This is a genomic window from Pseudoxanthomonas sp. YR558 (genome assembly GCF_900116385.1).
GTDB lineage: Bacteria > Pseudomonadota > Gammaproteobacteria > Xanthomonadales > Xanthomonadaceae > Pseudoxanthomonas_A.
In genome coordinates, this window is sequence record NZ_FPCI01000001.1 from 2,017,663 (window position 1) to 2,042,907 (window position 25,245).

The 25,245-nt window shown below is 68.5% G+C and carries 19 protein-coding genes; 8 read left to right on the forward strand and 11 right to left on the reverse strand.

Features of this window, described 5'->3' with window-relative positions; genetic code table 11:
• Positions 1 to 20: 20 nt before the first annotated feature.
• From BM365_RS09430 to BM365_RS09445, 4 genes are all read right to left on the reverse strand, one after another.
• Positions 21 to 2,318 carry an NADP-dependent malic enzyme gene (locus BM365_RS09430; protein WP_093488588.1) on the reverse strand — a complete coding sequence of 766 codons (2,298 nt, stop codon included), beginning with the start codon at positions 2,316 to 2,318 and terminating at the stop codon, positions 21 to 23.
• Positions 2,319 to 2,433: 115 nt separating this feature from the next.
• Positions 2,434 to 3,741 carry an alpha/beta hydrolase gene (locus BM365_RS09435; RefSeq protein ID WP_093488590.1) on the reverse strand — a complete coding sequence of 436 codons (1,308 nt, stop codon included), beginning with the start codon at positions 3,739 to 3,741 and terminating at the stop codon, positions 2,434 to 2,436.
• A 17-nt stretch (positions 3,742 to 3,758) separates the two neighbouring features.
• Entirely contained in the window at positions 3,759 to 6,839 is a 3,081-nt protein-coding gene (locus tag BM365_RS09440; RefSeq protein ID WP_093488592.1) for a TonB-dependent receptor domain-containing protein, read from the reverse strand.
• A 38-nt stretch (positions 6,840 to 6,877) separates the two neighbouring features.
• Positions 6,878 to 8,233, reverse strand: coding sequence for a dicarboxylate/amino acid:cation symporter (locus BM365_RS09445; protein WP_093488594.1), 1,356 nt, complete (start codon positions 8,231 to 8,233; stop codon positions 6,878 to 6,880).
• A 138-nt stretch (positions 8,234 to 8,371) separates the two neighbouring features.
• On the opposite strand from BM365_RS09445, the gene BM365_RS09450 reads away from it, so the two are divergent.
• Entirely contained in the window at positions 8,372 to 11,014 is a 2,643-nt protein-coding gene (locus tag BM365_RS09450) for a hybrid sensor histidine kinase/response regulator (protein WP_093489629.1), read from the forward strand.
• Positions 11,015 to 11,036: 22 nt separating this feature from the next.
• Entirely contained in the window at positions 11,037 to 11,951 is a 915-nt protein-coding gene (locus BM365_RS09455; RefSeq protein ID WP_093488596.1) for an AEC family transporter, read from the forward strand.
• A 1-nt stretch (position 11,952) separates the two neighbouring features.
• On the opposite strand, the gene BM365_RS09460 is transcribed toward BM365_RS09455, so the two are convergent.
• The gene (locus tag BM365_RS09460) at positions 11,953 to 12,597 is read right to left on the reverse strand and encodes a LuxR C-terminal-related transcriptional regulator (protein ID WP_093488598.1); all 645 of its coding nucleotides are present in this window, start codon (positions 12,595 to 12,597) and stop codon (positions 11,953 to 11,955) included.
• 48 nt (positions 12,598 to 12,645) lie between these two features.
• Positions 12,646 to 13,881, reverse strand: coding sequence for a flavohemoglobin expression-modulating QEGLA motif protein (locus tag BM365_RS09465; protein ID WP_093488600.1), 1,236 nt, complete (start codon positions 13,879 to 13,881; stop codon positions 12,646 to 12,648).
• Positions 13,882 to 13,984: 103 nt separating this feature from the next.
• Here BM365_RS09465 and gltS point away from each other — a divergent pair, with 103 nt between their 5' ends.
• Positions 13,985 to 15,187 (forward strand): sodium/glutamate symporter, encoded by a 1,203-nt coding sequence (gene gltS / locus BM365_RS09470; RefSeq protein WP_093488602.1) that lies wholly within the window; start codon positions 13,985 to 13,987, stop codon positions 15,185 to 15,187.
• Positions 15,188 to 15,201: 14 nt separating this feature from the next.
• On the opposite strand, the gene rsgA is transcribed toward gltS, so the two are convergent.
• Complete coding sequence (rsgA, locus tag BM365_RS09475) at positions 15,202 to 16,335, reverse strand: ribosome small subunit-dependent GTPase A (protein WP_093488604.1); 1,134 nt, start codon at positions 16,333 to 16,335, stop codon at positions 15,202 to 15,204.
• A gap of 91 nt (positions 16,336 to 16,426) precedes the next feature.
• On the opposite strand from rsgA, the gene BM365_RS09480 reads away from it, so the two are divergent.
• Together BM365_RS09480 and BM365_RS09485 are read left to right on the forward strand one after the other, a co-directional pair.
• Positions 16,427 to 17,707, forward strand: a complete 1,281-nt coding sequence (locus BM365_RS09480; protein ID WP_093488606.1) for a pyridoxal phosphate-dependent aminotransferase — start codon at positions 16,427 to 16,429, stop codon at positions 17,705 to 17,707.
• Positions 17,708 to 17,900: 193 nt separating this feature from the next.
• Entirely contained in the window at positions 17,901 to 18,554 is a 654-nt protein-coding gene (locus BM365_RS09485) for an SGNH/GDSL hydrolase family protein (RefSeq protein WP_093488608.1), read from the forward strand.
• A 3-nt stretch (positions 18,555 to 18,557) separates the two neighbouring features.
• Here BM365_RS09485 and BM365_RS09490 read toward each other — a convergent pair whose 3' ends face one another.
• On the reverse strand, positions 18,558 to 19,385 hold the full coding sequence (locus BM365_RS09490; RefSeq protein WP_175502059.1) for a polysaccharide deacetylase family protein: 828 nt from the start codon (positions 19,383 to 19,385) through the stop codon (positions 18,558 to 18,560).
• 50 nt (positions 19,386 to 19,435) lie between these two features.
• On the opposite strand from BM365_RS09490, the gene grxD reads away from it, so the two are divergent.
• Positions 19,436 to 20,365: a Grx4 family monothiol glutaredoxin gene (gene grxD / locus BM365_RS09495; protein WP_093488612.1), complete on the forward strand. Its 930-nt coding sequence runs from the start codon at positions 19,436 to 19,438 to the stop codon at positions 20,363 to 20,365.
• Positions 20,366 to 20,524: 159 nt separating this feature from the next.
• Here the strand turns inward: grxD and BM365_RS09500 are convergent, their stop codons facing one another.
• The 3 genes from BM365_RS09500 to BM365_RS09510 all read right to left on the reverse strand — a co-directional run bounded on the left by BM365_RS09500 (position 20,525) and on the right by BM365_RS09510 (position 22,442).
• Complete coding sequence (locus BM365_RS09500) at positions 20,525 to 21,070, reverse strand: DUF924 family protein (protein WP_093488614.1); 546 nt, start codon at positions 21,068 to 21,070, stop codon at positions 20,525 to 20,527.
• Positions 21,067 to 21,588, reverse strand: coding sequence for a hypothetical protein (locus tag BM365_RS17815; RefSeq protein WP_139227394.1), 522 nt, complete (start codon positions 21,586 to 21,588; stop codon positions 21,067 to 21,069). The genes BM365_RS09500 and BM365_RS17815 overlap by 4 nt, the downstream gene beginning before the upstream one ends.
• Before the next feature lie 77 nt (positions 21,589 to 21,665).
• The gene (locus tag BM365_RS09510; RefSeq protein ID WP_056880197.1) at positions 21,666 to 22,442 is read right to left on the reverse strand and encodes an AMP nucleosidase; all 777 of its coding nucleotides are present in this window, start codon (positions 22,440 to 22,442) and stop codon (positions 21,666 to 21,668) included.
• 114 nt (positions 22,443 to 22,556) lie between these two features.
• Here BM365_RS09510 and BM365_RS09515 point away from each other — a divergent pair, with 114 nt between their 5' ends.
• Together BM365_RS09515 and BM365_RS09520 are read left to right on the forward strand one after the other, a co-directional pair.
• Positions 22,557 to 23,978, forward strand: coding sequence for an amidohydrolase (locus BM365_RS09515; protein ID WP_093488618.1), 1,422 nt, complete (start codon positions 22,557 to 22,559; stop codon positions 23,976 to 23,978).
• Positions 23,975 to 25,243, forward strand: a complete 1,269-nt coding sequence (locus tag BM365_RS09520; protein ID WP_093488620.1) for an amidohydrolase family protein — start codon at positions 23,975 to 23,977, stop codon at positions 25,241 to 25,243. The genes BM365_RS09515 and BM365_RS09520 overlap by 4 nt, the downstream gene beginning before the upstream one ends.
• Positions 25,244 to 25,245: the final 2 nt, after the last annotated feature.

Genomic DNA, 25,245 nt, shown 5'->3' on the forward strand with positions numbered 1-25,245 from the left:
CTCTCCAGGGCTCAGGCCGATCAACCCGGCCCGCTGCGCTCGGCTTCGCGCTGCTGGCGGATCTGCGCATCCACTGCGGCGATCGCGGTCATGTTGATCACGCGGCGCGGCGTGGCGCTGGTGGTCAGGATGTGCACCGGCCGCGAAATACCCATCAGGATCGGGCCGATCGCCACGCCGTCGGTGACCACGCGCACCATGTTGTAGGCGATGTTCGCCGCGTCCAGATTGGGCATGACGAACAGGTTCGCGCGGCCGGTCAACGTGCTGCCCGGCATCATCCGGCTGCGCAGCACTTCGTCCCACGCGGTGTCGCCCTGCATTTCACCATCGACGTTGAGGTCGGGCTTGCGCTTGAGCAGCAGCTCGCGCACGCGGCGCATCTTGATCGAACCCGGCGTCTCGTGGCTGCCGAAATTGGAGTGCGACAGCAGCGCGATGCGCGGCTCGATGCCGAACAGCTTCAGGCGGTACGCCGCCTGCAGCGTGGCCTCGGCGATCTGCTCGGCGGTCGGGTCGTCCTGCACGTGCGTGTCCAGGAAGAAGTACGCGCCCTGGTTGTTGATCACGCCGGTCATCGCCGAGGTGGATTGCACGCCCGGATCCAGCGGAATCACGCTGCGCACGTAGCCCAGCTTCTTGTGGAAGCGGCCGACCAGGCCGGTGATCATCGCGTCGGCTTCGCCGCGCGCCACCATCACCGCGGCGATCAGCGTGGGCCGCGAGCGCATCAGGTTCTTCGCCGCCGCCGGTGTCACGCCGCGGCGCGCGGTCAGCGCGTGGTAGTGCTGCCAGTAATCGTTGAAGCGCGGGTCGTCGTCCTGGTTGGTGACCTCGAAATCGACGCCGGCGCGCATGCGCAGGCTGAGGCGCTGGATGCGCGCATCGATCACGTCCGGGCGGCCGATCAGGATCGGGAACGCCAAGCCTTCGTCGATCACCGTCTGCACGGCGCGCAGCACGGTCTCTTCCTCGCCTTCGGCATAGACCACGCGCTTCATGTCGGCGCGCGCGCGGTCGTACACCGGCTTCATCATCAGGCTGGTGCGGTAGACGAACTGGCCCAGCTTCTCGCGGTAGGCCCACATGTCCGGGATCGGGCGCAGCGCCACGCCGGAATCCATCGCGGCCTGCGCGACCGCGGCGGCCACTTCCACCAGCAAGCGCGGATCGAACGGACGCGGAATCAGGTATTCGGGGCCGAAGCAGGGCACATCGTCGCCGTAGGCCGAACCCAGGTCGGACGCCTCGCGCCGCGCCAGCTTGGCGATGGCGTGCACGCAGGCGACCTTCATGTCTTCGTTGATGACGGTGGCGCCGACATCGAGGGCGCCGCGGAAGATGTACGGGAAGCAGAGCGCGTTGTTGACCTGGTTCGGATAGTCGCTGCGGCCGGTGCCGATGATGACGTCCGGGCGCACGGCCTTCGCGTCGGCCGGCAGGATTTCCGGATTCGGATTGGCCAGCGCCAGGATGATGGGCTTGTCCGCCATCGTGGCGACCATCTCCGGCTTGAGGATGCCGCCGGCCGACAGGCCCAGGAAGATGTCCGCGCCGTCGACGATCTCGGCCAGCGAACGCTTGCCGGTGTCGCGCGCATAACGCGCCTTGTCCGGGTCCAGATGCGGGCGGCCGCTGTAGATCACGCCGTCGCGGTCGAAGGCGAGGATGTTCTCCGGCTTCAGGCCCAGCGCGACCAGCATGTCCAGGCAGGCGATGCCGGCCGCGCCGGCTCCGCTGGTGGCCAGCTTCACGTCGCCGATCTTCTTGCCGACCACTTCCAGCGCGTTGACTACCGCTGCGCCGACGATGATCGCGGTGCCGTGCTGGTCGTCGTGGAAGACCGGGATCTTCATCCGCTCGCGCAGCTTGCGCTCGACGATGAAGCACTCCGGCGCCTTGATGTCTTCCAGGTTGATGCCGCCGAAGGTCGGCTCCAGCGAGGCGATGATCTCGACCAGCTTGTCCGGGTCGGTCTCGTTGATCTCGATGTCGAACACATCGATGCCGGCGAACTTCTGGAACAGCACGCCCTTGCCCTCCATCACCGGCTTGCCGGCCAGCGCGCCGATGTTGCCCAGGCCCAGTACGGCGGTACCGTTGGTGACCACGGCCACCAAGTTGCCGCGTGCGGTGAGCTCGCTGGCGGTGTTCGGGTCCTCGACGATGGCCTCGCAGGCGTAGGCCACGCCCGGGGAGTAGGCCAGGGCCAGGTCGCGCTGGGTCAGCATCGGCTTGGTCGGAGCGACCTTGATCTTGCCGGGCGGGGACAGCCGGTGGTACTCGAGCGCGGCCTGCTTGAAATCGTCGTTCGTCATCGCGGAAACGGTGCCTGTGGTGAAGGCGGGGGAGCGGCAATTCTACCCGGTCCCCGCCGGGGCCGGATTTCGTGGAATGCGGCGCTGCGTCACGCCGTACGCGCGAACGTCCCGCTCAGGGTGTCATGAAGCGGCAAGCATCGCGTGGCGGCGACGCGCGGCCGCAGGTCTCGCCGAACGCGCTGGGCGCGGGCTTCTCGCCGGTGTCCAGCCAGTGCTCCAGCACCTGCAATACGGTGGTGTAGGTCGCATCCTGCAGGCGGCTGTGATCCTGCTCGTCGGTCACCGCCTGCAGCAGCAGATGGCTGCGTCCGGCGGCGGCGACGGTCGTCGCGTACGCGGCGTCGGCTTCGTAGGACACGGTGGGATCGTGGCGCGCATGCACCGTCACCGTCGGCAGCACGATCAACCCGGACAGATCGGCGTCGTAGGCCAGGGCGGCCACGGCCGCGGGATCCGCATGGAATCGCTCTACGCTCGCATTCAAGGCGGTGTCGTCGCGCGACCCGCGATAGACGGTGGCGCTGTTGTCGAATGGATTGCGGCCACCGAGGCGCTTCTGCACCACGTCCTGGAAATGGAACGTGCCCCATGCCAGGTGCGCGACCAGTTGCTTCTCGGCCACGCCGGTGACGGCAAGGATGTCGCGCAGGTTCGACGCCTGCGCGGCCGTGCGCTTGCCGGCGGGAAGGTCGACGCCCGTGCATGCGTTCACGCGCGTGCGCAACTCGTCGCGCGTCATGCGGGCGTCGGCCGGCAAGCCCTGCCAGAGCGGATACTGCACTTCGCCCTTCGCCGGATGGTTGCGGCAGTAGTACTGGTACACCGCGCGCAGGTCGGCACGGAACCCGTAGCCGCGCGTGCCGCCATACAGCATGCCGTTGGTGCTCAGCACGCCGTCGTAGTTCGCGCGCCCGTCGATCTCCAGCGCATACAGCTCGGCCGCTTTCGCCGCCACGTTGCCGCCCCACGACTGGCCATGCAGCAGGGTGCGTTCCGGCCGACCCCAGCGTGCCCAGAACACGCGCCGGCTGTGGTCCACGTCGGCCGCCGCCATGCGCACGCCGTAGCCACCGCGCCGGTAGGTGGTGCCGATCCAGGCATAGCCTTCGCGCACCATCACCGCGAAGCGGTCCAGGTCCTCCGCCGAATCGCCCGCCTTCGGCGCGCCCAGGCGCGGCCCGCCGTGCGCATGCACGATGAGCCGCTTGTTCCAGGCCTCGGGCATCGCGACCAGCAGCCACGCGCCCTGCGCATCGCGCCCTTCGTGGCACGCGACCTTGGTCCCGACGGACGCAGGGCACGGCACGGTGGCGAACGCCACGTCGGTGTCGGTCGCTGCCGCCGCCTGCACGGCGGGCGCGGATGCGCCCAGGCAGGCGGCGAGCAGGAGGCCTCGCCAACGGCGGTACGGAGATCGCATGGCGGGGTGCATCTTCCTCAGAACGACCGGCTGATGTTGACGTAGAAGTAGCGACCCCACGGATTGTGCAGCGAACCGCGGTAACCGCCATCGGCTAAGGCCGGACCCTCGTCGGTCAGGTCACGCACGCCCAGGCGCAACGCGGTGCCGTCGGGGAAGCGGTATTGCCCGTACAGATTGTGGAACAGACGGTCCTCGACCACCCATGGATCGCCCGAGGCGCCCAGCAGCTGCGGCTGCTCGAACGAGCTCATGTACTGCGCGGAGTAGCCGACGCGCCACGGGCCCTTGTTCCAGGTCAGCGAACCGCTGGCGCGCCATTCGGGGCGGCCGTTCTGGCCGATCAGCTGGCTCGGGTCCGGCAGCGGGGTCAGCGGATCGATGGTGCCGGCCGCGCGCGCGGCGTAGAGCGCGTTGACGATGTCGCCCGGATCGCGGGTGAACTCCAGCAGCTTGGTGGCGTTGAGGCTGGCCGAGAAACTGCCGAAGCGCGTGCGGCGCAGCGACCAGTCCATGCCGATGTCCAGGCCGCCGGCGGTCTGCGGCTGCAGGTTGATGAAGCGGTCGTTGATCGCGATGACCTGGCCGACCGGATCGATGCCGGTGCCCGCGAAGAAGTCGATGTCGTCCTGGGTGGGATCGGCACGCACGACCAGCGGATTGCTGCCGCCTTCCACCCGGTTGAGGTAGTCCAGCGTCAGCGCGGTCTGCGCGCCGAGCAAGCCGACGATCTGCTCCTGCTTGATCTTCCAGCGATCGACGGTGAAGGTGAAGTTGCCGAAGCGCTCGGGAATGAAGGTCGGCTGGAACACCACGCCATACGAAGTGTTGGTGCTCTCTTCCGGCTCCAGGTCCGGGTTGCCGGCCACCAGCAGCGAGGCGCCCGCCGTGTTCTGCCCGCAGGCACTGAACGAGGCGATGCGGCCGGCGCGCAGGTCGGCTTCGCAGCGGATGTGGTCCACGCCACTGGCCAGGCGCGAGTACTGGGTGGCGTTGGTCTGCTCCAGGTTCGGTGCACGGAAGCCTTCCGAGTACGAACCGCGCAGGCGCACGCCCTCCACCACGTCCCACGCCAGCGCGACCTTGGGCTTGGCCACCGAACCGAAGTCGGAATAGTGCTCGTAGCGGCCGGCCAACTGCATGTCCAGGCGATGCACCAGCGGGATGTCCATGTCGGCCGAGACCAGCGGCACCGCGAACTCCACGTAGGCCGAGCCGACGTTGCGCGAGCCGCGCGTGTCGGGGTTCGGGCTCACGGCGGCCACGTTGCTGAGGTTGGTCTCGCCGGTGACCATGTCGGTGAAGGTGTAGGTGCCGTCGAGGTTGGCGTCGCGGTCGTCTTCCTGCGTCTCGCGACGCGCCTCGGCACCGAAGGCGATGCCCACTTCACCGGCAGGCAACGCGAACAGGTCCGCGCGGCTCATCTTGAAGTCGGCCATGGTCAGCGTGGTGCGCGACTTGCGCACGAGGTCGAACACGATCGCGTCGATCGCCGCCTGCGAACTGGGCGAGCAGTCGCTGTGCGTCGGCGTGGCCACGCAGCCGCCGCTGAACGGGTTGTACGCATCCGGCGTGGCCAACGCGAGCTGCTGCTGCAGCGCGGTCATGTTGATGTTGGGCGAGCGGTCCTCGGCTTCGGCTTCGGAGTACAGCAGCGCGGTTTCCCAGTTCCAGCCGTTCCACTCGCCGCGCAAGCCCGCCAGGAAACGCGCCTGGTAGTTTTCCACGCGCACGCGCTGGAAGCCGGTATCGACGTAACGGTAGTTGCTCATCTGCACGGGCAGGCCGGCCGCGGGCACGTTGGTCAGGCCGGGCAGGCGGTTCGGGTTCGGCGTGCCATCCGGCAGCGTGGTCGCGCCGAAGGGATTCCAGTAATTGCTGGCGGGAATCCACAGGCTGTTGAGGTTCACCACCGGCGGCTGCAGCGCTTCGCTGACGGCCTGGTAGTAGCCCACTTCGCCGAACGCTTCCACGCCGTTGTCGAGCGAATAGTGGCCGGTGAGGTAGGCGTTGAAGCGCTCCACCGACGGCCGCACCGTGGTGCCGTAGCGCGTGTCGTAGCGCATGTCGCGGTTGGTGGTGTTGAAGTTGTGGTTGCCGCTGGCCAGGCACAGGTCGGTTCCGAAGTTCACGCCGCACCCGAAGCTCGACGGCTGCACGCGGAACGCACCCGCCGTGTTCGTCACCGCCACGCCGTTGGAGCGGATCACCGCGCGCGGGCCCACGGTCAGGCGCGCCCACGGCGTGTGCGAGGAACGGCCATCCAGCGCCGTGAGGCCGGCGAAATCCGGGTAGTCCGCGAACAGCGCGCGCAGGTCGTCGGTGGAGGTGAATTCCTGGTCCGCCGCCATCAGCTCGGAGCGGTCGGTGTAGTTCAGGAACACCGACACGTTGCCGCGATCGAAGTTCTTGCCGGCAAAGACATTCGTCTCGAACTCGTTCATGCCGGTACCTTCGGCGGTGCCATAGCGCGCACTGGCGCTGACGCCGTCGAAATCGGTCTGCAGCACGGTGTTGACCACGCCCGCCACCGCGTCGGCGCCGTAGATGGCCGCCGCGCCATCCAGCAGGATTTCCATGCGGTCCAGGCCGGAGACGGGGATCGCGTTGGAATTGAAGCTCTGCACCGGCACCGTGCCGGTATCAGAGGTGCCCTGGCTGGTCGGGTGCTGCACCAGGCGGCGCCCGTTGAGCAGCACCAGCGTGTTGCCGACGCCGAGCGAACGCAGGTTCACCGAATTGACGTCGCCACGCGCCGCATTGCTGGTCTGCGGGTTGTTCGAGGCATCGAACAGCACGTCGCCCATCTGCGGGATGGTGCGCATCAGCTCGTCGCCGGAGATCGCACCGGCGGCATCGATCTGTTCCGCACCAACCACCAGCACCGGCAGCGCATCGGTGGTGGCCGCGCCCTGGATGTGCGAGCCCACCACGACCACCTTGTCCAGGGTCTTGGCGTCGTCGGCAGGCGCGGCTTCGGCCTGCGCTGCGGGCGCGGCCGGAGCCGGAACGTCCTGGGCCGCGGCGGCATGGATCACGGCCAGCAAGGCCAGGGTAAGACCGCTCCGCAATGGGGCGGCGCGTCGGTTGGTATGCATCGTTCAGTCCCTCCTCTGAAGACGTGGTGTGGCCGGCGTCAGTCGGCCGTGAGTCGTGTCGGATCGCCCGGGCCTGCGGCCGGATCGGGCGCGGCGGCGATCGGTGCGGATGGCCCGCCCAGCGCGCGCGCCAACGCGTCGCGGTCGAGCGCGTTCTCCCAGCGCGCGACCACCAGCGTGGCCACCGCGTTGCCGGTGAAGTTGGTCAGCGAGCGGCACTCGCTCATGAAGCGGTCGATGCCCAGGATCAGCGCCATGCCGGCGACGGGCACTTCCGGCACCACCGCCAGCGTCGCTGCCAGGGTGATGAAGCCGGCGCCGGTGACGCCCGCCGCGCCCTTCGAACTCAGCATCGCGACCAGCAGCAGCATGATCTGGTGGCCGAGGCTCAACTCGGTGTTGGTGGCCTGCGCGATGAACAACGCGGCCAGCGTCATGTAGATGTTGGTGCCGTCCAGGTTGAACGAATAGCCGGTGGGCACCACCAGGCCGACCACGGACTTCGCCGCACCGGCGCGCTCCATCTTCTCCATCAGCGACGGCAGCGCGGATTCGGACGAGGACGTGCCGAGCACCAGCAGCAGTTCGGCCTTGAGGTAGCGGATCAGGCGGAAGATCGAGAAACCGCACCACCACGACACCAGCCCGAGGATCACGATCACGAACAGCAGTGAGGTGAGATAGAACGAACCGACCAGCCACGCCAGGTTGACCAGCATGCCGACGCCGTACTTGCCGATGGTGAAGGCGATGGCACCGAACGCACCGATCGGCGCGGCGCGCATCAGGATGTGCACCAGGCGGAACACCGGCGCGGTCAGCGCCTCCAGCAGGTTCAGTACCGGGCGGCCTTTCTCGCCGACCAGCGCCAGCGACAGGCCGAACAGCACGGCGACGAACAACACCTGCAGGATGTTGTCGCCCACCAGCGGGCTGACCAGCGTCTTCGGGATGATGTCCATCAGGAAGCCGACCAGCGACAGCTCGTGCGATTTCTGCACGTAGTCGTTGACTGCCGACTGGTCCAGGTCTGCCGGGTTGATGTTCATGCCGGCGCCGGGCTGCACCACGTGCGCCACGACCATGCCGACCACGAGCGCCAGCGTGGAGAAGAACAGGAAGTACACCATCGCCTTGGCGAACACCCGGCCCACGGTGCGCAGGTGGGTCATGCCGGCGATGCCGGTGACGATGGTCAGGAAGATCACCGGCGCGATGATCATCTTCACTAGCTTGATGAAGGCATCGCCCAGCGGCTTCATCGATTCGGCCAGCGCGGGCTCGAAGTGGCCCAGCGTCGCGCCCAGCACGATGGCCACGATCACCTGGAAGTACAGCTGCTTGTACAGCGGCTGCTTCGGCGGTGGCAGGACGGGCGCTTCGGCCAGGTGCATGGGATGGCTCCGGGAACGGACAGGACGCCACCCGCATCGGCGGCCGGCATGTTGTACCCCCGCTTCGCCGCGGCACCGATAACCTATTGGTACTAGCCCACGTCCTTGCGGCGGCGTCCCCGTAGACTGGCCGCCATGCTGCGCACGCGTCGCCACCGCCAGACCCTGCTCGTCGTCCTGCTCACCGTGGGCGGCGCGATGCTGGCGATGGCGATGGCCTACCGCTGGGCCGGTGCACGCGCATTGCGTGACGAAACCGCCCAGCTGCATCGACAACTGGACCTGCATTCGCAGGCCCTGCAGCAACGCATCGACCGCTACCGCACGCTGCCGCAGGTGCTGGCCCAGGATCCTGACCTGCGCCAGGCGCTCGCCGCGCCGGTGGACGATGCGCGCCGCAATGCGCTCAACCAGCGCCTGGAAGACGCCAACAGCGTGACCCGCTCCTCCACGCTCACCCTGATCGACCGCCGCGGTATCGCACTGGCGGCGAGCAACTGGCGCGAGCCCACCAGCAACGTCGGCGAGGACTACAGCTTCCGCCCCTACGTGCAGCAGGCGCTGCGCGACGGTCGCGGCCAGTTCTACGGCATCGGCCTGACGACGGGCGAGCCCGGTTATTTCCTGTCGCAGGCCATCACCGGCCCCGATGGACAGGTAGCCGGCCTGGTCGTCATCAAGATCGAACTGGACGCGCTGGAACAGGAATGGCTGCAGACGCCGGACATCGTCCTGGTCAGCGATGCGCACGACGTGATCTTCCTCGCCAGCCGCGACGAGTGGCGTTACCGCACGCTCCGCGCGCTTACCGAAACCGACCGGCGCGAACTCACCACCACCCGCCAGTACGCGCGCCAGCAGCTCTCGCCGCTGCGCGTGCAGGCGCTGCCTTCGGATGCAGGCGACACGCGTCGCGTGCGCTTGCTCGATCCGGCGCTGGCCGATCCGGTGCTGTGGCAATCAATGGCCCTGCCCGAAGAAGGCTGGCACCTGCACCTGCTGCACGACGCGTCGGCCACCGTCGCGGCCGCGCGCACCGCGGCGATCGCGGCCGGTGGCGGCTGGCTGGCGCTGTCGTTCCTGGTGTTGTTCATGCAGCAGCGTCGCCGCCTGGCCGTGCTGCGCCAACGCAGCCGCGCCGAACTGGAAGCCGTGCTCCAGCAGCACGCGCAAGAACTGCGCACCGCGCAGGACGGCATCGTCGAAGCCGCGCGCTCGGCCGATGCCGGCCTCAGCCGCAGCCTGGAGCACCTGCCGCAGGGCGTGGTGATCATCGATGCCGACCTGCGCCTGGTGGCATGGAACTCGCGCTACATGGACCTGTTCCGCTTTCCGCCGGACCTGATCCACGTCGGACGGCCGATCGAGGACGTGTTCCGCTTCAACGCGCGGCGCGGCCTGCTCGGGCCGGGGCCGGTGGAAGAGGCGATCCAGCGCCGACTGGAGCATCTGCGCAGCGGCAAGCCGCACATGCGCGAGAGCGAGAAGGACGACGGCGTGGTGCTGGAGATCCGCGGCAACCCGCTGCCGGATGGCGGTTTCGTCACCAGCTATGCCGACATCACCAGCTACAAGAACGCCGCGCGCGAACTACGTTCGCTGGCGGACGCGCTCGAGCACCGCGTGGAAGAACGCACGCGCGCGCTCGCCGATGCGACCCAGGCGGCGGAGAGCGCCAACCGTTACAAGACGCGCTTCGTGGCCTCGGCGGTGCACGACCTGCTGCAGCCGCTCAACGCCGCCCGCATGTTCGTCTCCGCGTTGCGCGGCCGGCTGGCGGACGAGGAAGCGCGACGCATCGCCGACCACGTGGACAACGCGCTGGTCGCGCAGGACGCCATCCTCAACAGCCTGCTGGACATCGCGCGGCTGGAATCCGGCGCGCTCCCCACGCGCGTGCGCGACTTCGCCCTCGCGCCGCTGCTGGAAACGCTGGCGCGCGAGTTCGGCATCGTCGCGGCGGATCGCGGGCTGCGGCTGGACAGCGTGCCGACCCGCGCCATCGTGCGCAGCGACGAAGCGCTGCTGCGGCGCATCCTGCAGAACTTCCTGTCCAACGCGATCCGCTACACCCCACGCGGCCGGGTGCTGCTCGGCGTGCGGCGCTTCCCGCAGGGCGTTCGCATCGAAGTGCACGACCAGGGCCCCGGCATCCCGGAAAGCCTGCAGGCGGAAATCTTCGAGGAATTCCGCCGGCTCGGCGACGGCGTGGTGAACGATCGCGGCGCCGGCCTGGGCCTGGCGATCGTGGAACGCATCGGCCGGCTGCTCGGGCACCGCATCGGTCTGCGCTCGCAGCTGGGACGCGGCAGCGTGTTCTGGGTGGAACTGCCGCGGGGCGCCGCCGGTGCGGCGACCCTCGAACCGGCATCCCCCATTATCGAAAGCGACGACGGTTCGCCCCTGCGCGGCCGCCGGGTCTGGTGCATCGACGACGACCCGCGCGTCTGCGAAGCCACGCGCGCCTTGCTGCACCGCTGGGAATGCGAGGTGCCGTTGGCCGCCGGGCCCGCCGAGGCGCTGGCCGCGGCCATGCCGGGACAGGCGCCGGACCTGCTGCTGCTCGACGTGCGCCTGGGCGATACCGACGGGCCGACGGTCTACGCCGCGCTGTGCGAACGCTGGGCGGCCTCGCCACCGGTGATCCTGGTCACCGCCGAACGCGACGATGCCCTGCGCGCGCTTGCGCAGGCCTACGGTTGGGGCTTCCTGTCCAAACCCGTGAAGCCCGCGGCGCTGCGCGCGCTGATGACCCAACTGCACGTGCGGCGCGCACGATGAGGACCACCACCATGCTGTCGCGATGCTGACCTACGTCACCCCCGTGCTCGCCATCGTGCTGCTGGGCGCCGCGCTGCGGCGGATGCGCAGCGTCCCCGACGGGCTGTTCCCGGCCATGGAATGGTTTTCCTTCTACGTGGCCTTCCCGGCGCTGCTCTTCGTCGGTGCGGCCCGGTTGAAGCTCTCCGCCGCCGATGCGCTCGACCTGTCGCTGGCGGCCCTGCTGCCGACGCTGCTGCTGACGGCGGTGGTCCTGCTGGCCCTGCGGGCCGCGCCGCGACTGCCCGGCCCCAGTCGCTCCTCCGTCGTGCAGGGCGCGGTGCGGCCGAGCAGCTACTTCGGGCTGGCCGTGGCGGCGCTGCTGTTCCCGCCCGAGACCACCGCGATGGTGATGCTGGTGTTGGCGATCTGCCTGCCCGTGGTCAACGTCATCGCCGTGGTCGCGCTGGCGTGGTGGGGCAGCGGCGACGCCAGCGCGCGCGGCATCGCACGCGCGCTGGCACGCAACCCCATCATCCTGGCGACGCTGGCCGGCCTGCTGTTCAACCTCAGCGGCCTGCCGCTGCCGGTGCCGCTGGCCGCGGCGCTCGACATCCTCGCCGATGCCGCGCTGGCGCTCGGCCTGCTGTGCGTGGGCGGCGGCCTGCAGTTCCAGCGCGATCACCTGCGCCCTGTGCTGTTGGGTGCGACGTCGGCGCTGAAGTTGCTCGCGCTGCCCGTGCTGGCCGTGCTGGTGTGCCGATGGCTGGATGCCAGCGCGCCGGTGACGACCGCGGCCTGCTTTTACGCCGCGCTGCCGACCGCCTCCAACGCCTACATCATGGCGCGGCAGATGGGCGGCGATGCCCCGCTGATGGCGTCGCTGGTGACGTGGCAGACGCTGCTGGCCGCCGCGACCGTGCCGCTGGCGATGCAGCTGCCGCGCTGTCTGGCCTGACTCACTCGGCCGGCGGCGCTTCCGGCTCCAGCGATTTCACCAGCACCGCCGCCTGGGTGCGGCTGTGGCATTCCAGCTTCTTCAGGATCGCGGTGACGTGCACTTTCACCGTGTTCTCGGCCAGGCCGAGTTCGTGCGCGATCTGCTTGTTGAGCAAGCCGTCGGCCAGGCACAGCAGCACGCGGAACTGCTGCGGGGTGAGTTGTGCAAGGCGGGCCGCGAGCGCGGCGTCATGCTCGGAGCGTTCCGCGGTCAACGGCGGAAACCAGGCTCCACCCTCCAGTACCGCGATCACCGCTTCGCCGATGGTGTCGGCGGGTGAGGACTTGGGAATGAAACCGGCCGCACCGAACTGCTGCGCACGCCGGATCACCCGTGGATGCTCGTTCGACGAGATCACCACCACCGGCACTTCCGGATGCTCGCCGCGCACATGCAGCAGCGCCGAGAAGCCATGCGCGCCCGGCATCGTCAGGTCCAGCAGGACCAGGTCGGTGTCCGGACGCTGGTCCAGGGCCTGGCCCAGCGCGGTGGCGCCGGCCGCTTCCGTCACCGTCGCGGCCGGCAGCGCCTCGCGCAGTGCGTGGATCACCGCATTGCGGAACAGCGGGTGGTCGTCGGCGACGAGGATGGCGGGCGCACTCATGCCGCCAGTGTGCCATCCGGCGCGGACGCGGCGGTTAGCACTTTGTGGCTAGTCGGCCGACAGGCGATCCAGGCGGATGCGGTTGGCGAACAACGAAAACGCCAGCATGCCGGCCAGTCCGCTGGCCCGGCTCACCCAGCGCGGCAACCAGCGCGGCGGCGCCAGTACGCCGGATTCGAACAGCGGCTCGAAGCCCGCCACGTCCTCCAGCGTCATCTTGCCGGCGAACAACCGGCGGCACAGACGCAACCGGTCCTGCTGCAGCGAATGGCGGAAGAACGTGTGCACGCCGACCAGCCCGCGCAGGTACACCGTGTCCTTGGTGAACGCCGCGCCACCGCTGGTAGGCACGCCGCGGAACACGCGCTGTGCCGATGAGAAGCTCTCGGCCGGGTTCTGCCCGGCGTCGGCGAAGTAACGGAACACCTCGACGAAGTCCGCGCCGGCCAACGCCATCGCCACCGCCTCGATGCGCAGGCTGATGCGCTTCATCCGCTCGATGTCGATGCTGCCGGTGATCTGCTCGGCGAACGTCGCCAGCCCTTCCTGCGTGGCGGTCACGCGCGGCGAGGACAACGCCAGGCTCGGCAGGTGCACCTGCTCGCGGCCGTTGAGCGCGGTCAGCGAATGCACCAGCGCTTCGTGCTGCAGCAACTGCCGCCGGTCGTAATCGCTGAAAGCCGCGCCATGGCGAAGGCGGATGCGGGTGGCGCCGGCAGCGGCCTTCGCGATCAACGTGGGGTCGAGCTCGACGGTAATGACGCGGCCATCGAAGAAATCGTCGAGGTCCGCCTGCAACTGCAGCTGCAGCGCCGTGGCGGAGACCGGGATCTGTTCTTCCGGCGCCAGCAGCTCGTGGTCCAGGTCGTTGGCGATGGTGATGAAGTGCCGCGCGGCGTCGCGCGTGGTGGGCCCATCACCAGGCAGGCATTCCTCGGGGGTGCCGAACAGCGCGATGGAGTGGTCGGTCACCCGTGGCGAGCCCAGCGATTCCAGCAGCTGCGCGGCAATATCCCAGCTGCGCACGGATTCGCGCAGGTAGCGGCCCAAGGGATGGGAGGCGTCCGCCGCCGCCGACACCGCGGCCAGCTCGCGTCGCGCATCGCCGAAGTCCAGCCGCGGATAGTCGATCACCGGCAACACGGGCTGGCCACGGGCGACACCGGCCAGGAACGGCGCCTGCGCATCGGCGGGCCAACTGGCCAGGCTCAACAGCTTGATCCCGCGCACGGCCTTGACCAGGCGCGCGTCGAGCGCGGCGTGATGGACGATGTCGGCCTGCATGGTGCCCTCCCTCCGGCCACTGTAGCCCAGCGCGTGGGGCCACCGTCACAAGCGGCCACGCCTGCACTATGCTCGGCACTCTTCCATCGGTTGCGGGGGCAGCATGCTGGAACTCGATGCGGTACAGACACTGGCCTTCGCCGGCCTGGCGCTCTTCCTCGGTTACGCCCTCTGCCGCTTCATCCCCGTGCTATCCCGCTACAACCTGCCCGCGCCGGTGATCGGCGGCCTGGCCGTGGCTCTGGCCGTACTGGTCGCGCGCAACCACGACGTCACCCTGTTCACGCTGGACACCAGCCTGCAGGCGCCGTTGATGATCGCCTTCTTCACCACCATCGGCGTCAACGCCAGCGTCTCGCTGCTGCGCATCAGCGGGCGCCAGGTGGTCATCTTCCTCTTGCTGGCCACCGGCTTCGCGGTCGTGCAGAACCTGCTCGGCATGGCGGTGGCGTTGGGCTTCGGCCTGCATCCGTTGTTCGGCGTGCTGGCCGGCTCCACCACGCTGACCGGCGGCCCGGCCACCGGCCTGGCGTTCGCGCCGCTGTTCGAACAGGCCGGCGTAACCGGCGCCGAATCCATCGCGGTCGCCTCGGCGATGGCCGGCATCATCTGCGGCGGCCTGCTCGGCGGCCCGGTGAGCACGGTGCTGATCCGCCGCCACAAGCTGTATGGCGGGGTGAAGCTGGGCGTGCCGGACGAATCCGCCGCCGAACCCGCCGGTGCGCGCGACCAGCCCGATTTCGCCACCCGCGAATCCGATGCACTGAAGAGCGTGGTGGTCATCCTGGTGGCGATGTGGCTGGGCGCCGGCGTCAGCGCCGGGTTGAACGCCGCCGGCCTGACCCTGCCCGCCTACGTCGGCGCGATGATGGTCGGCGCCCTGATCCGCTGGATCGACGACCGCACCGGCTGGATCCGCCTGCCGGTGGCGACCACCGACCTGATCGGCAATGTCTGCCTGGCGCTGTTCCTGGCGGTGGCGCTAATGAACCTCAAGCTCTGGGAACTGTCCGGGCTGGCGGCACCGCTGCTGGTGAACCTCGCCCTGCAGGTGATCGTGGTCGCGCTGTTCTGCGTCGTGGTCTTCCGCGTGATGGGTCGCGACTACGATGCCGCGGTGATGGGCGGCGGCTTCATCGGCTTCATGCTCGGCACCACCGCCAACGCGATGGCGGTGATGCGCACGCTGGTCGAACGCTACGGCATGGCGCCGCGCGCCTTCCTCGTCGCCCCGCTGGTGGGCGCGTTCTTCATCGACTTCACCAACGCGCTGATCATCACCGGGTTCATCAATCTCTGGGATTGAAGCCGACGACGGCGTTATCGCTTTCCGTATTTGTCGGCGAGGCGTTTGTTCAACGCCTTGTTCTGCACCTTCGCATTCGCCTTGTCGGCCAGGCGCGAGGCCAGCTTGTCGGCAGCGGCGGCGACTTCGTCGCGCAGCTTGAGGTAGTTGAGAAAGCGGCCCTCGTCCAACTCCTCGCGCTCGATCGCCGCACGCACCGCGCAGCCGGGTTCGCGATCATGCGAGCAGTCTCGGAACTTGCACTGCTCGGCCAGCGCCTCGATGTCGGCGAAGCCGCCGTCGGCCAGGTCTTCCTCGCCGGTGGGCTTGAGCTCGCGCATGCCCGGCGTGTCGATCAGGCAAGCGCCGGCCGGCAGCGGGATCAGCGCGCGGAACGTGGTGGTGTGGCGGCCGCGCGAATCGCTTTCGCGCACTTCGCCGGTCTTCATGCGCTCGTCGCCGAGCAGCGTGTTGGTCAGCGTCGACTTGCCGGCGCCCGACGAGCCCACCAGCACGACGGTGTGCCCGGGCTCCAGCCACGGCGCGAGTTGCGCCACGCTGGACGCGTCCTTCGCGTTGACGGTGAACACCGGCACGCCCTGCGCGGTGAGATCGGCCAGCACCTCGACCGCATCGTCGGCGTACTCGGTACGGTCGGCCTTGGTCAGCACGACGACCGGCTGCGCACCGCCACCACCGACCAGCAGCAGGTAGCGCTCGATGCGGCGCGGATTGAAGTCGGCATCCAGGCCGCAGACGATGAACACCGTATCGATGTTCGCCGCGATCACCTGCTGGTGGTAGTGCTCGCCGGCCGCGCCGCGCTTGATGCCGGTATGCCGCGGCAGCAGCGCGACGATGCGCGGGCGCTTCGATGTCGCGTCTTCCAGCAACACCCAGTCGCCGACGGCAGGACGCTCATGGGCGGGAAACCGCGGGCGCTGCCACTCCGGCAGCGACTCGGCCTTCACGCCGTCGCCGGGCGCCATGGCGACCACGTAGCCGGAGCGGTGCTGCTCGCTCACCCGTGCCGGGGTTGCGGCCGGGTGCGCGGCCATGGCGTCCCGCCATGCGGCATCCGTCGGTTCCCCCGTGTACGGCCAGCCGATGGCGCGCAGAAGGGTGACGTCGGACACGCTGGGGACGGGGGTTTCGGGCATGGCGCGCATTCTAGACGGGGGCTGAAGCCGGCGGGGCCGGGCAGGCTAAATATCCGTTAAGCTGGCCCTCCTTCCACTTTGTGCCCCCTGCGGTCCCGCCATGTCCACCCCGCCCGTCAAACCGCTCGCCACGCGCGAACGCCTGTCCGAAGTCCGCTACGAAATCCGGGGCGAACTGGCACGGCGAGCCCGCGAGCTCGAGGCCCAGGGGCAGAAGCTGATCAAGCTCAACATCGGCAACCCGGGCGCCTTCGGTTTCCGTGCGCCGGAGCATCTGCAGCGCGCGATCGCCGACGACATGGGGCGCACCGATCCGTACACGCACCAGCAGGGCCTGCCCTCGGCGCGCGAGGCGATCGCCGCGGCATACGCCAAGCGCGGCACGCCGGACGCGCACCCGGACCGCGTGTTCGTCGGCAACGGCGTGTCGGAACTGATCGACCTGTCGCTGCGCGCGCTGCTGAATCCCGGCGACGAAGTGCTGGTGCCCTCGCCCGACTATCCGCTGTGGTCGGCCGCCACCATCCTCAACGACGGACGCCCGGTGTACTACCGCTGCGATCCGGAGAACGACTTCCAGCCCGATCCGAACGAGATCGAGCAACTGATCAGCTCGCGCACCCGCGCCATCGTGCTGATCAATCCGAACAATCCCACCGGCGCCACCTACTCGCGCGAACTGCTGGAGCGCATCGTGGCGATCGCCGCGAAGCACCGCCTGCTGCTGATGGTCGACGAGATCTACGACCAGGTGCTGTACGACGGCGCGACCTTCGTGCCGGTCGCACCAATGGCGGGCGACGTGCCATGCATCACCTTCAGCGGCCTGAGCAAGGTGCATCGCGCTTGCGGCTGGCGCGTGGGCTGGGGCGTGGTGTCCGGCCATGGCGACGTGGTGCGCGACTTCCTGCATGCGATGGACCTGCTCAGCGCGCTGCGCCTGTGCGCGAACGTGCCCGGCCAGTACGCCATCGACGCCGCGGTCAACGGCCCCGATACCATCAGTGCGCTGTGCGCACCCGGCGGCCGCCTGTACGAAACCCGTCGCGCGGTGATCGACGCCTGCGACGCCAGCCCGCACCTGGAGCTGGTCAACCCGGCCGGTGCGCTGTACGCGTTCCCGGCGGTGGTCGGCGATGCCGCCAAGGGTTTCGACGACCATGCGTTCGCGCTGGAACTGATGGAAACCGAAGGCGTGCTGGTCGTGCCGGGCTCCAGTTTCAACGTGCCGTACCGCCACCACTTCCGCGTCACCCTGCTGCCGGAAGCGGCCACGATGCGCGAAGTCTTCGCCCGCATCGACCGCGCCCTGTCGCGCCGCGCCGCGGCCGCCACCAAGGTGGTGCCGATCAAGGGCAAGTCGCGGCCGGCAGCGGCGTAACCAGCGCTGCTGCCCTTGTAGGAGCGACGTCAGTCGCGACCGCACGCCAGGACGCATCGCCTGATGCTTGATCGGGCGGAAGCGCGCCGCCATGGGCAGCATTCCAAAGGATCGACATCGTCCTGGCTGTTCCGGTTTGCGGTCGCGACTGACATCGCTCCTACAACAAGCGGGAAGGGCGCATGATGTCGCCATGACGACGACCTCCGGCTCCCATACCACCGCCCTCACCACCGAGCTGCGCTACCTCGCGCTCGGCGATTCCTACACGATCGGCGAAGCCGTGGACGAGGCAGGCCGCTGGCCGATGCAATTGGCGCGCCTGCTGCGGATGGAAGGCGTGCTGGTCGGCGATCCGCGCATCATCGCCACCACTGGCTGGACCACCGACGAACTCGACGCCGCGATCACCGCCGCCGAACCGCTGGGCCAGCACGACTTCGTCACCCTGCTGATCGGCGTCAACAACCAGTACCGCGGCCGCGACGTGGAGGAATACCGCACGCAGTTCGCCGCGCTGCTGTGGCGCGCGATCGGCTTCGCCGGCGGACGGCCCGATCGCGTACTGGTGCTGTCGATTCCCGATTGGGGCGTGACCCCGTTCGGCGCGCAGTCGGGCCGCGATATCGAGCAGATCGCGCGCGAACTGGATGCCTACAACACCGCCGCACGCACCGTCTGCGCGCAACGCGATGTCGCTTTCGTCGACATCACGCCGGTCAGCCGTGCACGTGGCAGCGAAGCCACGATGGTGGCGGACGATGGCCTGCATCCGTCGGCGGCGATGTACACGGAGTGGACGCGGCTCGCGTTCCCGGTGGCGCACCACCTGTTGGCCGGCCGCTAGGCGTCAGGCCACCGCGACCGCGGGCATGCGCAGGCCTTCGGGCTCCGGTACCACCGTGCGGTAGCCCTGTGCGTCCAGCCACGCCAGCAACTGCGCCAGGATCGCCACGTTGTGGCCGTGCGTCGCGCCTTCGTGCAGCAGCACGATGGTGCCGGGCGTGATGTCGCGGGTGATGCGCGCGAGCACCTTGCCGGGCTCGCAGTCGACGCCGTCGAAGCCGCGCGCGCTCCACGCCACGCGGGCAAGGCCATGCTTCTTCAGCGACAGGCCCACGAACGGATTGGTCATGCCGACGACGCTGCGGAACCAGCGCGGGGTTTCACCGGTGATCGCGGTGAGGATCGATTGGTTGCGGCCGATCTGGTCTTCCATCGCGCCGGGCCCCAGGCGCCAGAAACGCGTGTCCGGATGCGTCGCGCTGTGGTTGCCGATGCCGTGGCCGCGGTCGCGGATGGCCTGCACCACGGCCGGTTGTGCCTGCGCGCGTTCGCCGACCACGAAGAAGGTGGCCTTGGCGCGGTGCCGGTCCAGCAGGTCCAACATCGCCGCCGTGTCGTCGGACGGACCATCGTCGATGGTCAGCCAGACCACGCGTTCGTCCGTCGGCAACCGCGACAGCGCCGGGCAGAGCAAGGTGGCGCGCGGGTACAGCGTGGCCCAGACCACCGCCAGATGGGTCGCCAGCATGGCCGGGAGGCCCACGGTCCAGCCCCAGCGCCACCACAGCCAGGCCACGCCTACTTGCGACAGCGCCAGCAGGCCCAATATCAGTCCGGGACGGCGCGGCGGACGATGCAGTGTTCCTGTCGTGCTCATGCCCCATGATGCCACGGGGCGTAAAATCCCTTCTTCAGAGCCCTTCACGCATTCCGGTACCCGACATGTCCCTCGACCCCGCCCTGCGCTCGCGCATCGAATCCCTCCTGCAGTCCAACCGCGTGGTCCTCTTCATGAAGGGCCAGCCGACCATGCCGCAGTGCGGCTTCTCGGCCAAGGCGGTGGGCGCGCTGTCGGCGCTGGGCGTGGACTACGCCCACGTCAACGTATTGGCCGACCAGGAGATCCGCGAAGGCATCAAGGCCTACGGCGACTGGCCGACCATCCCGCAGCTCTACATCGACGGCGAACTGGTCGGCGGCAGCGACATCATCGAGCAGATGACCAACTCCGGCGAACTGGCCTCGCTGCTCGGCCTGCAGGCCCCGGACCGTACGCCGCCGGCGATCACCATCACCCCGGCCGCCGCGGAGATGCTGCAGAACGCCGTGGCCGACGCCGGCCCGGGCGCGTCGCTGGCCCTGTCGATCAACGCGCAGTTCCAGCCGAACTTCCAGCTTGCGCAGTTCGACGCGAACGCCATCGCCAGCGAATCCAACGGCGTGCGCGTGCAGTTCGACTTGGCCAGTGCGCGTCGTGCCGACGGCATCACCATCGACTGGGTCGATGACATCCGCGGCAAGGGCCTGGCGATCGACAACCCGAACGCGCCCAAGCCGGTGCAGGCGCTGTCGCCGATGGATGCCGATGCGAAGATCCGTGCCAGCGAAGTGCTTCTGGTCGACGTGCGCCCTGCCGACGAACGCGCCATCGCCTCGGTGAAGCTCCCGTTCAAGACCTTCGACGGCAACGGCCGTGCCGAGCTGGAAGCGCTGCCGAAGGACACGGCCCTCGCCTTCCTCTGCCGTAGCGGCGGCCGCAGCCAGCAGGCGGCGGAAGAGTTCCGCGCGCTCGGCTTCTCGAACGTCTACAACATCACCGGCGGCATCAACGCCTGGGCCGACGATGTGGACGGCACGATCAGCAAGTACTGATCACGTACACCATCAGAAACGAAAAGGCGGGCCTCGGCCCGCCTTTTTTTTATGAGATGCAATCAGCGGTCTCGTAGGGTGGGCCCTGGCCCACCGACACGGATGTCGAACCACGTACGGCGCCATGCAATGCACCGGCGGGCCGAGGCCCGCCCTACGTCATCCCTTGAATCCGCCGCCCGCCAGGTAGTCGCGCTCTTCCTGCGTCGTGGTACGCCCCATCGCCTCGTTGCGATGCGGAAATCGGCCGAAGCGGGCGATCAGGTCGTAATGCAGCTGAGCGTACTTCAGGTAGTTCTCGTCGCCAGTGGCACGGAACAGGTCCAGCGATCGCTGCTGGTCGTCCAGCGCTTCGGAATGCTCGAACGGCATGTAGAAGAAGATCTTCAGCGCGGGATCGACCTGCGCATCGAAACCCGCCTCGACGGCGCGCGCGGCGTAATGCCTCGCCAAGCCATCGGTCGCGTAAGAATGCGCGCTTTCGCGGAAGCAGTTGCGCGGGAACTGGTCCAGCAAGAGGATTAACGCCAGCGCACCCTCTGCATCGCCCATCCAGCCCTCCAGTTCGCGTCGCGCCGCACGGAAGTGCAGCCCACGGAAGCGCTGGTCGAAATCGGCGTCGAAGGCGTCGTCGTTGGCGAACCACTTTTCGTAGCCGGCGTTGCGCCAGAAGGTGATGACGTCCTGCGCTTGACCGATGCTCATGGGGCATTACCCTCTCGCTGCAACGCCTCGAGGATCGGGAAGAACTTCGCATGCTCCCGATAGTCGTAAATTCCACCTTCCACTGCACCTACGAGCCGTTCGCAGTCGATGACCTTCGCATCATCATCGGAAAACATCTGCGACAGCGCCGCCAATGCGACCGCATTGAATCGCGCTCTTCCATCGGCTTGAAGCTGCTGTAACGCCTCGACGCCGCGCTCGGCAAAAATCGTTTCAAGAAACGAACGCTCATACTTCAAGGCAGAAAGCAGATATGGAAGATTTCGCCGATTCCAGCCCGACAAGGCTTCACGCGAAGTTTCGGCAGCCTTGCTGTCCAATGAAGGACAAGTCCGCCCCAACGCATCGGCTACGGCCATGGAGGTACCTAGCGCGAACGCGTACGCCGCTCTCCGTTGTTCCGCCTCAGTGGCGGACTGTCCTGCCTGGCAGGTGACGGCACTCGTCAACAGCATGACCGCGATACAAGCGCCTCCTGCGGACACCACCTTCTTCATGATTTACCTCCATCTCCACTCGCCGCAATCCCGCTGGCGCTATCGCTTAAGGCGCCTACCCTCAAGCGCGTGAAGAACTACTCATCAAACCGCAAATGCCGCACCGACTTCCCGTTGCGGCGGATCAGCTTAAGCGCTTCGATGCCGACGGTGATGTGGTTCTCGACGAACGAGGAGCTGACCTTGGCGTCGCTGGCTTCGGTCTTTACGCCTTCCGGGATCATCGGCTGGTCGCTGACCAGCAGCAGCGCGCCGCAGGGGATGCGGTTCGCGAAGCCGGCGGCGAAGACGGTGGCGGTCTCCATGTCGATGGCCATGCAGCGCATCGCGCGCAGGCGCTCCTTGAAGGCGACATCGTGTTCCCACACGCGGCGGTTGGTGGTGTACACCGTGCCGGTCCAGTAGTCGTGGCCGAGGTCGCGGATCATCGTGGACACCGCGCGCTGCAGCGCGAACGCGGGCAGCGCCGGCACTTCCGGCAGCAGGTAATCGTTGCTGGTGCCCTCGCCACGGATCGCCGCGATCGGCAGCACCAGGTCGCCCAGCTCGTTCTTGCGCTTCAACCCGCCGCACTTGCCGAGAAACAGCACCGCCTTCGGCATGATCGCCGACAGCAGGTCCATCATCGTCGCCGCGTTCGGGCTGCCCATGCCGAAGTTGATCATGGTGATGCCGTCGGCGGTGGCGCTGGCCATCGGCCGGTCCAGGCCGACGATGGGCGCACCGGTCAACTGGGAGAACACGTTGAGGTAGCCGCCGAAATTGGTCAGCAGGATGTGTTCGCCGAACTGATCCAGGGGCACGCCGGTGTAGCGCGGCAGCCAGTTGTCGACGATTTCGTTCTTGTCCTTCATGGAAGCCTCTTTTTCTTGTTGTTGTAAGGCCATTCTTGCATGGAAGCGACGGCACGCACTTGGCAGCACGCCGCCCGGGCGGGTAGGTTGGGGCCTGCTTCCAGGGGACACACCATGCGAATGACCTTGCTGGCCGGGCTCATCCTGGCCTCGCTGGGCGGCAGCGCGCTTGCCGCCACGCCCGCCTCCCGCTTCACCCAGGACCCGTACCCGAGCACCTATCGTGCGGTCCCGTCCGGCCCCGTGCTGTTGGCCAACGCGACGGTGCTGACCGGCACCGGCGAACGCCTCGACGGCGCCGACGTGCTGCTGGCCGACGGCAAGGTTGTGGCGGTGGGCCGCGGCTTGTCCGCGCCCGAGGGCGCTACCCGCGTCGACGCGACCGGCAAATGGGTGACGCCCGGCCTGATCGACGTGCACTCGCACCTGGGTGTGTACCCCAGCCCCGGCGTGAAGGCGCATAGCGACGGCAACGAGATGACCGCGCCGGTGACGGCGAACGTATGGGCCGAGCACTCGATCTGGGCGCAGGACCCGGGCTTCCACACGGCCCTGGCCGGTGGCGTAACCTCATTGCAGGTGCTGCCGGGCTCGGCCAACCTGGTGGGCGGGCGCGGCGTGACGCTGAAGAACGTCGCCTCCACGAGCTATCAGGGCATGAAGTTCCCCGGCGCACCCTGGGGCCTGAAGATGGCCTGCGGCGAGAACCCCAAGCGCGTGTACGGCGGCAAGAGCGGCCCGGCCACGCGCATGGGCAACGTGGCGGGCTATCGCGCGGCGTTCATCGATGCCGCCGAGTACCTCAAGAAGAATGCCCCCAAGGCGCAGCAGCCGAAGAAGAAGCGCTGGTGGGAGCGCGCCAGCGGTGGCGAAGGCACCGACAGTGGCGGTGATGCGGGCGGCAAGCGCGACCTGAAGCTGGACACGCTGGCCGGCGCGATCAACGGCGAGATCCTGGTGCACATCCACTGCTACCGCGCCGACGAGATGGCGACGATGCTCGACCTGGCGAAGGAATTCGGCTTCAAGATCGCCGCGTTCCACCATGGCGTGGAGGCCTACAAGCTGGCCGACCGGCTGGCGCAGGAGAACGTCTGCGGCGCGCTGTGGGCCGACTGGTGGGGCTTCAAGATGGAGGCCTTCGACGGCATCCAGGAAAACATCGCGATCGTGGATCGTCCGGCCAACAGCTGCGCGATCGTGCATTCGGATTCGGACGAAGGCATCCAGCGCCTCAACCAGGAAGCGGCGAAGGTGATGGCGAACGCGCAGCGCGCCGGCATGGGCGACATCGCGCCGGAGCGCGCGATCCGCTGGGTGACCAGCAACGCCGCCAAAGCGCTGGGCATCGCCGACAGGACCGGCACACTGGAGGCCGGCAAGATGGCCGACGTGGTGGTGTGGAACCAGAGCCCCTTCAGCGTGTACGCGAAGGCCGAGCAGGTCTACATCGACGGCGCACGCCTCTACGATCGCAACGACCGCAGCAGGCAACCGGTCTCCGACTTCATGCTCGGCCAGGAGGTGACGCCATGAGCCGTCGTTCGATCCTCCGCACCGGCGCGTTGGCGCTCGCGCTGGCCGCCGCGCTTCCCGCCATCGCGCAAGACGTGCTGATCCGCAATGCCACCGTGCATACCGCCGGTGCGCAAGGTACGTTGAAGAACGCGGACGTGCTGGTGCGCAACGGCGTGGTCCAGGCGGTCGGCAGCGGCCTGGCCGCACCCGCCGCCGCGACGGTGGTCGAGGCCGAGGGCCGCCCGCTGACGCCGGCGTTCTTCGGTGGCATCACCGAGATCGGCATCGAAGAAGTCTCCGGCGAATCCTCGACGGTCGACGCCGCGGTCACGCTGGAAGACCAGCCGATGCGGCCGGAGTTCGACGTGACGCTGGCCTACAACCCGGCCTCGATCGTGATCCCGGTGGCGCGCGTGGAGGGCATCGGTTTCACCCTGCTAGCGGCCTCGACGGGCGGCTCCTTCATCGCCGGCCAGGGTGGCGTGGTGCGGCTGGACGGCAGTGCCGATCCGGTCGGTCCGCGTGCGTTGTTCGTACGACTGGGCAGCGGCACCGCGGAACTGGCCGGCAAGTCGCGCGCCGCGCACTGGATGCTGCTGGACCAGATGGTGGCCGAAGCGCGCGGCCGCGTGTCGGTGGATTCGCCGCATGCGCTGCTGACACCCGCGGGCCGCGCCACGCTGGCGCGCTACCTGGCGGGCAACGGCCGCATCGTGGTGGCGGTGAACCGCGCCGCCGATATCCGACAGCTGCTGCGCTGGGCGCAAAGGGAGAACGTGCGCATCGCCATCGCCGGCGGTGCGGAGGCCTGGAAGCTCGCCCCGCAGCTGGCGCAGGCGAAGGTGCCTGTGTTCGTCGATGCGCTGGCCGACCTGCCATCGGACTTCGACCAGATCGGTGCCACGCTGGAGAACGCGGCGCGACTCGATGCCGCCGGCGTGAGCGTCAGCTTCTCGCAGGCAGGCGATGCGTCGCACAACGCGCGGAAAGTGCGCCAGCTCGCCGGCAATGCGGTGGCCAACGGCCTGCCCTGGGAGGACGGCCTTGCCGGCCTGACCCGCGTGCCGGCGGAGACCCTCGGCGTGGGCGACCGCGTCGGCACCATCGCCCCGGGCAAGCTGGCCGACCTGGTGCTGTGGAGCGGCGATCCGTTGGATGTGGCGAACACCGCGCAGCAGGTCTGGCTCGGCGGCCGCGCGATACCGATGCGTTCGCGCCAGACCGAATTGCGCGACCGCTACCTGCAACAGGCAGGCCCGCTGCCGCGCGCGTACTCGAAGTAGTT

Coding starts and splice junctions, on each gene's coding strand:
- BM365_RS09515 (WP_093488618.1), top strand. CDS start 22,557: ATGCGAATGACCTTGCTGGCCGGGCTCATCCTGGCCTCGCTGGGCGGC.
- BM365_RS09500 (WP_093488614.1), bottom strand. CDS start 21,070: ATGAGCATCGGTCAAGCGCAGGACGTCATCACCTTCTGGCGCAACGCC.
- BM365_RS09430 (WP_093488588.1), bottom strand. CDS start 2,318: ATGACGAACGACGATTTCAAGCAGGCCGCGCTCGAGTACCACCGGCTG.
- BM365_RS09440 (WP_093488592.1), bottom strand. CDS start 6,839: ATGCATACCAACCGACGCGCCGCCCCATTGCGGAGCGGTCTTACCCTG.
- rsgA (WP_093488604.1), bottom strand. CDS start 16,335: ATGCGCGCCATGCCCGAAACCCCCGTCCCCAGCGTGTCCGACGTCACC.
- BM365_RS09520 (WP_093488620.1), top strand. CDS start 23,975: ATGAGCCGTCGTTCGATCCTCCGCACCGGCGCGTTGGCGCTCGCGCTG.
- BM365_RS09480 (WP_093488606.1), top strand. CDS start 16,427: ATGTCCACCCCGCCCGTCAAACCGCTCGCCACGCGCGAACGCCTGTCC.
- BM365_RS09485 (WP_093488608.1), top strand. CDS start 17,901: ATGACGACGACCTCCGGCTCCCATACCACCGCCCTCACCACCGAGCTG.
- gltS (WP_093488602.1), top strand. CDS start 13,985: ATGCTGGAACTCGATGCGGTACAGACACTGGCCTTCGCCGGCCTGGCG.
- BM365_RS09465 (WP_093488600.1), bottom strand. CDS start 13,881: ATGCAGGCCGACATCGTCCATCACGCCGCGCTCGACGCGCGCCTGGTC.
- BM365_RS09435 (WP_093488590.1), bottom strand. CDS start 3,741: ATGCGATCTCCGTACCGCCGTTGGCGAGGCCTCCTGCTCGCCGCCTGC.
- BM365_RS09510 (WP_056880197.1), bottom strand. CDS start 22,442: ATGAAGGACAAGAACGAAATCGTCGACAACTGGCTGCCGCGCTACACC.
- grxD (WP_093488612.1), top strand. CDS start 19,436: ATGTCCCTCGACCCCGCCCTGCGCTCGCGCATCGAATCCCTCCTGCAG.
- BM365_RS09460 (WP_093488598.1), bottom strand. CDS start 12,597: ATGAGTGCGCCCGCCATCCTCGTCGCCGACGACCACCCGCTGTTCCGC.
- BM365_RS17815 (WP_139227394.1), bottom strand. CDS start 21,588: ATGAAGAAGGTGGTGTCCGCAGGAGGCGCTTGTATCGCGGTCATGCTG.
- BM365_RS09445 (WP_093488594.1), bottom strand. CDS start 8,233: ATGCACCTGGCCGAAGCGCCCGTCCTGCCACCGCCGAAGCAGCCGCTG.
- BM365_RS09455 (WP_093488596.1), top strand. CDS start 11,037: ATGCTGACCTACGTCACCCCCGTGCTCGCCATCGTGCTGCTGGGCGCC.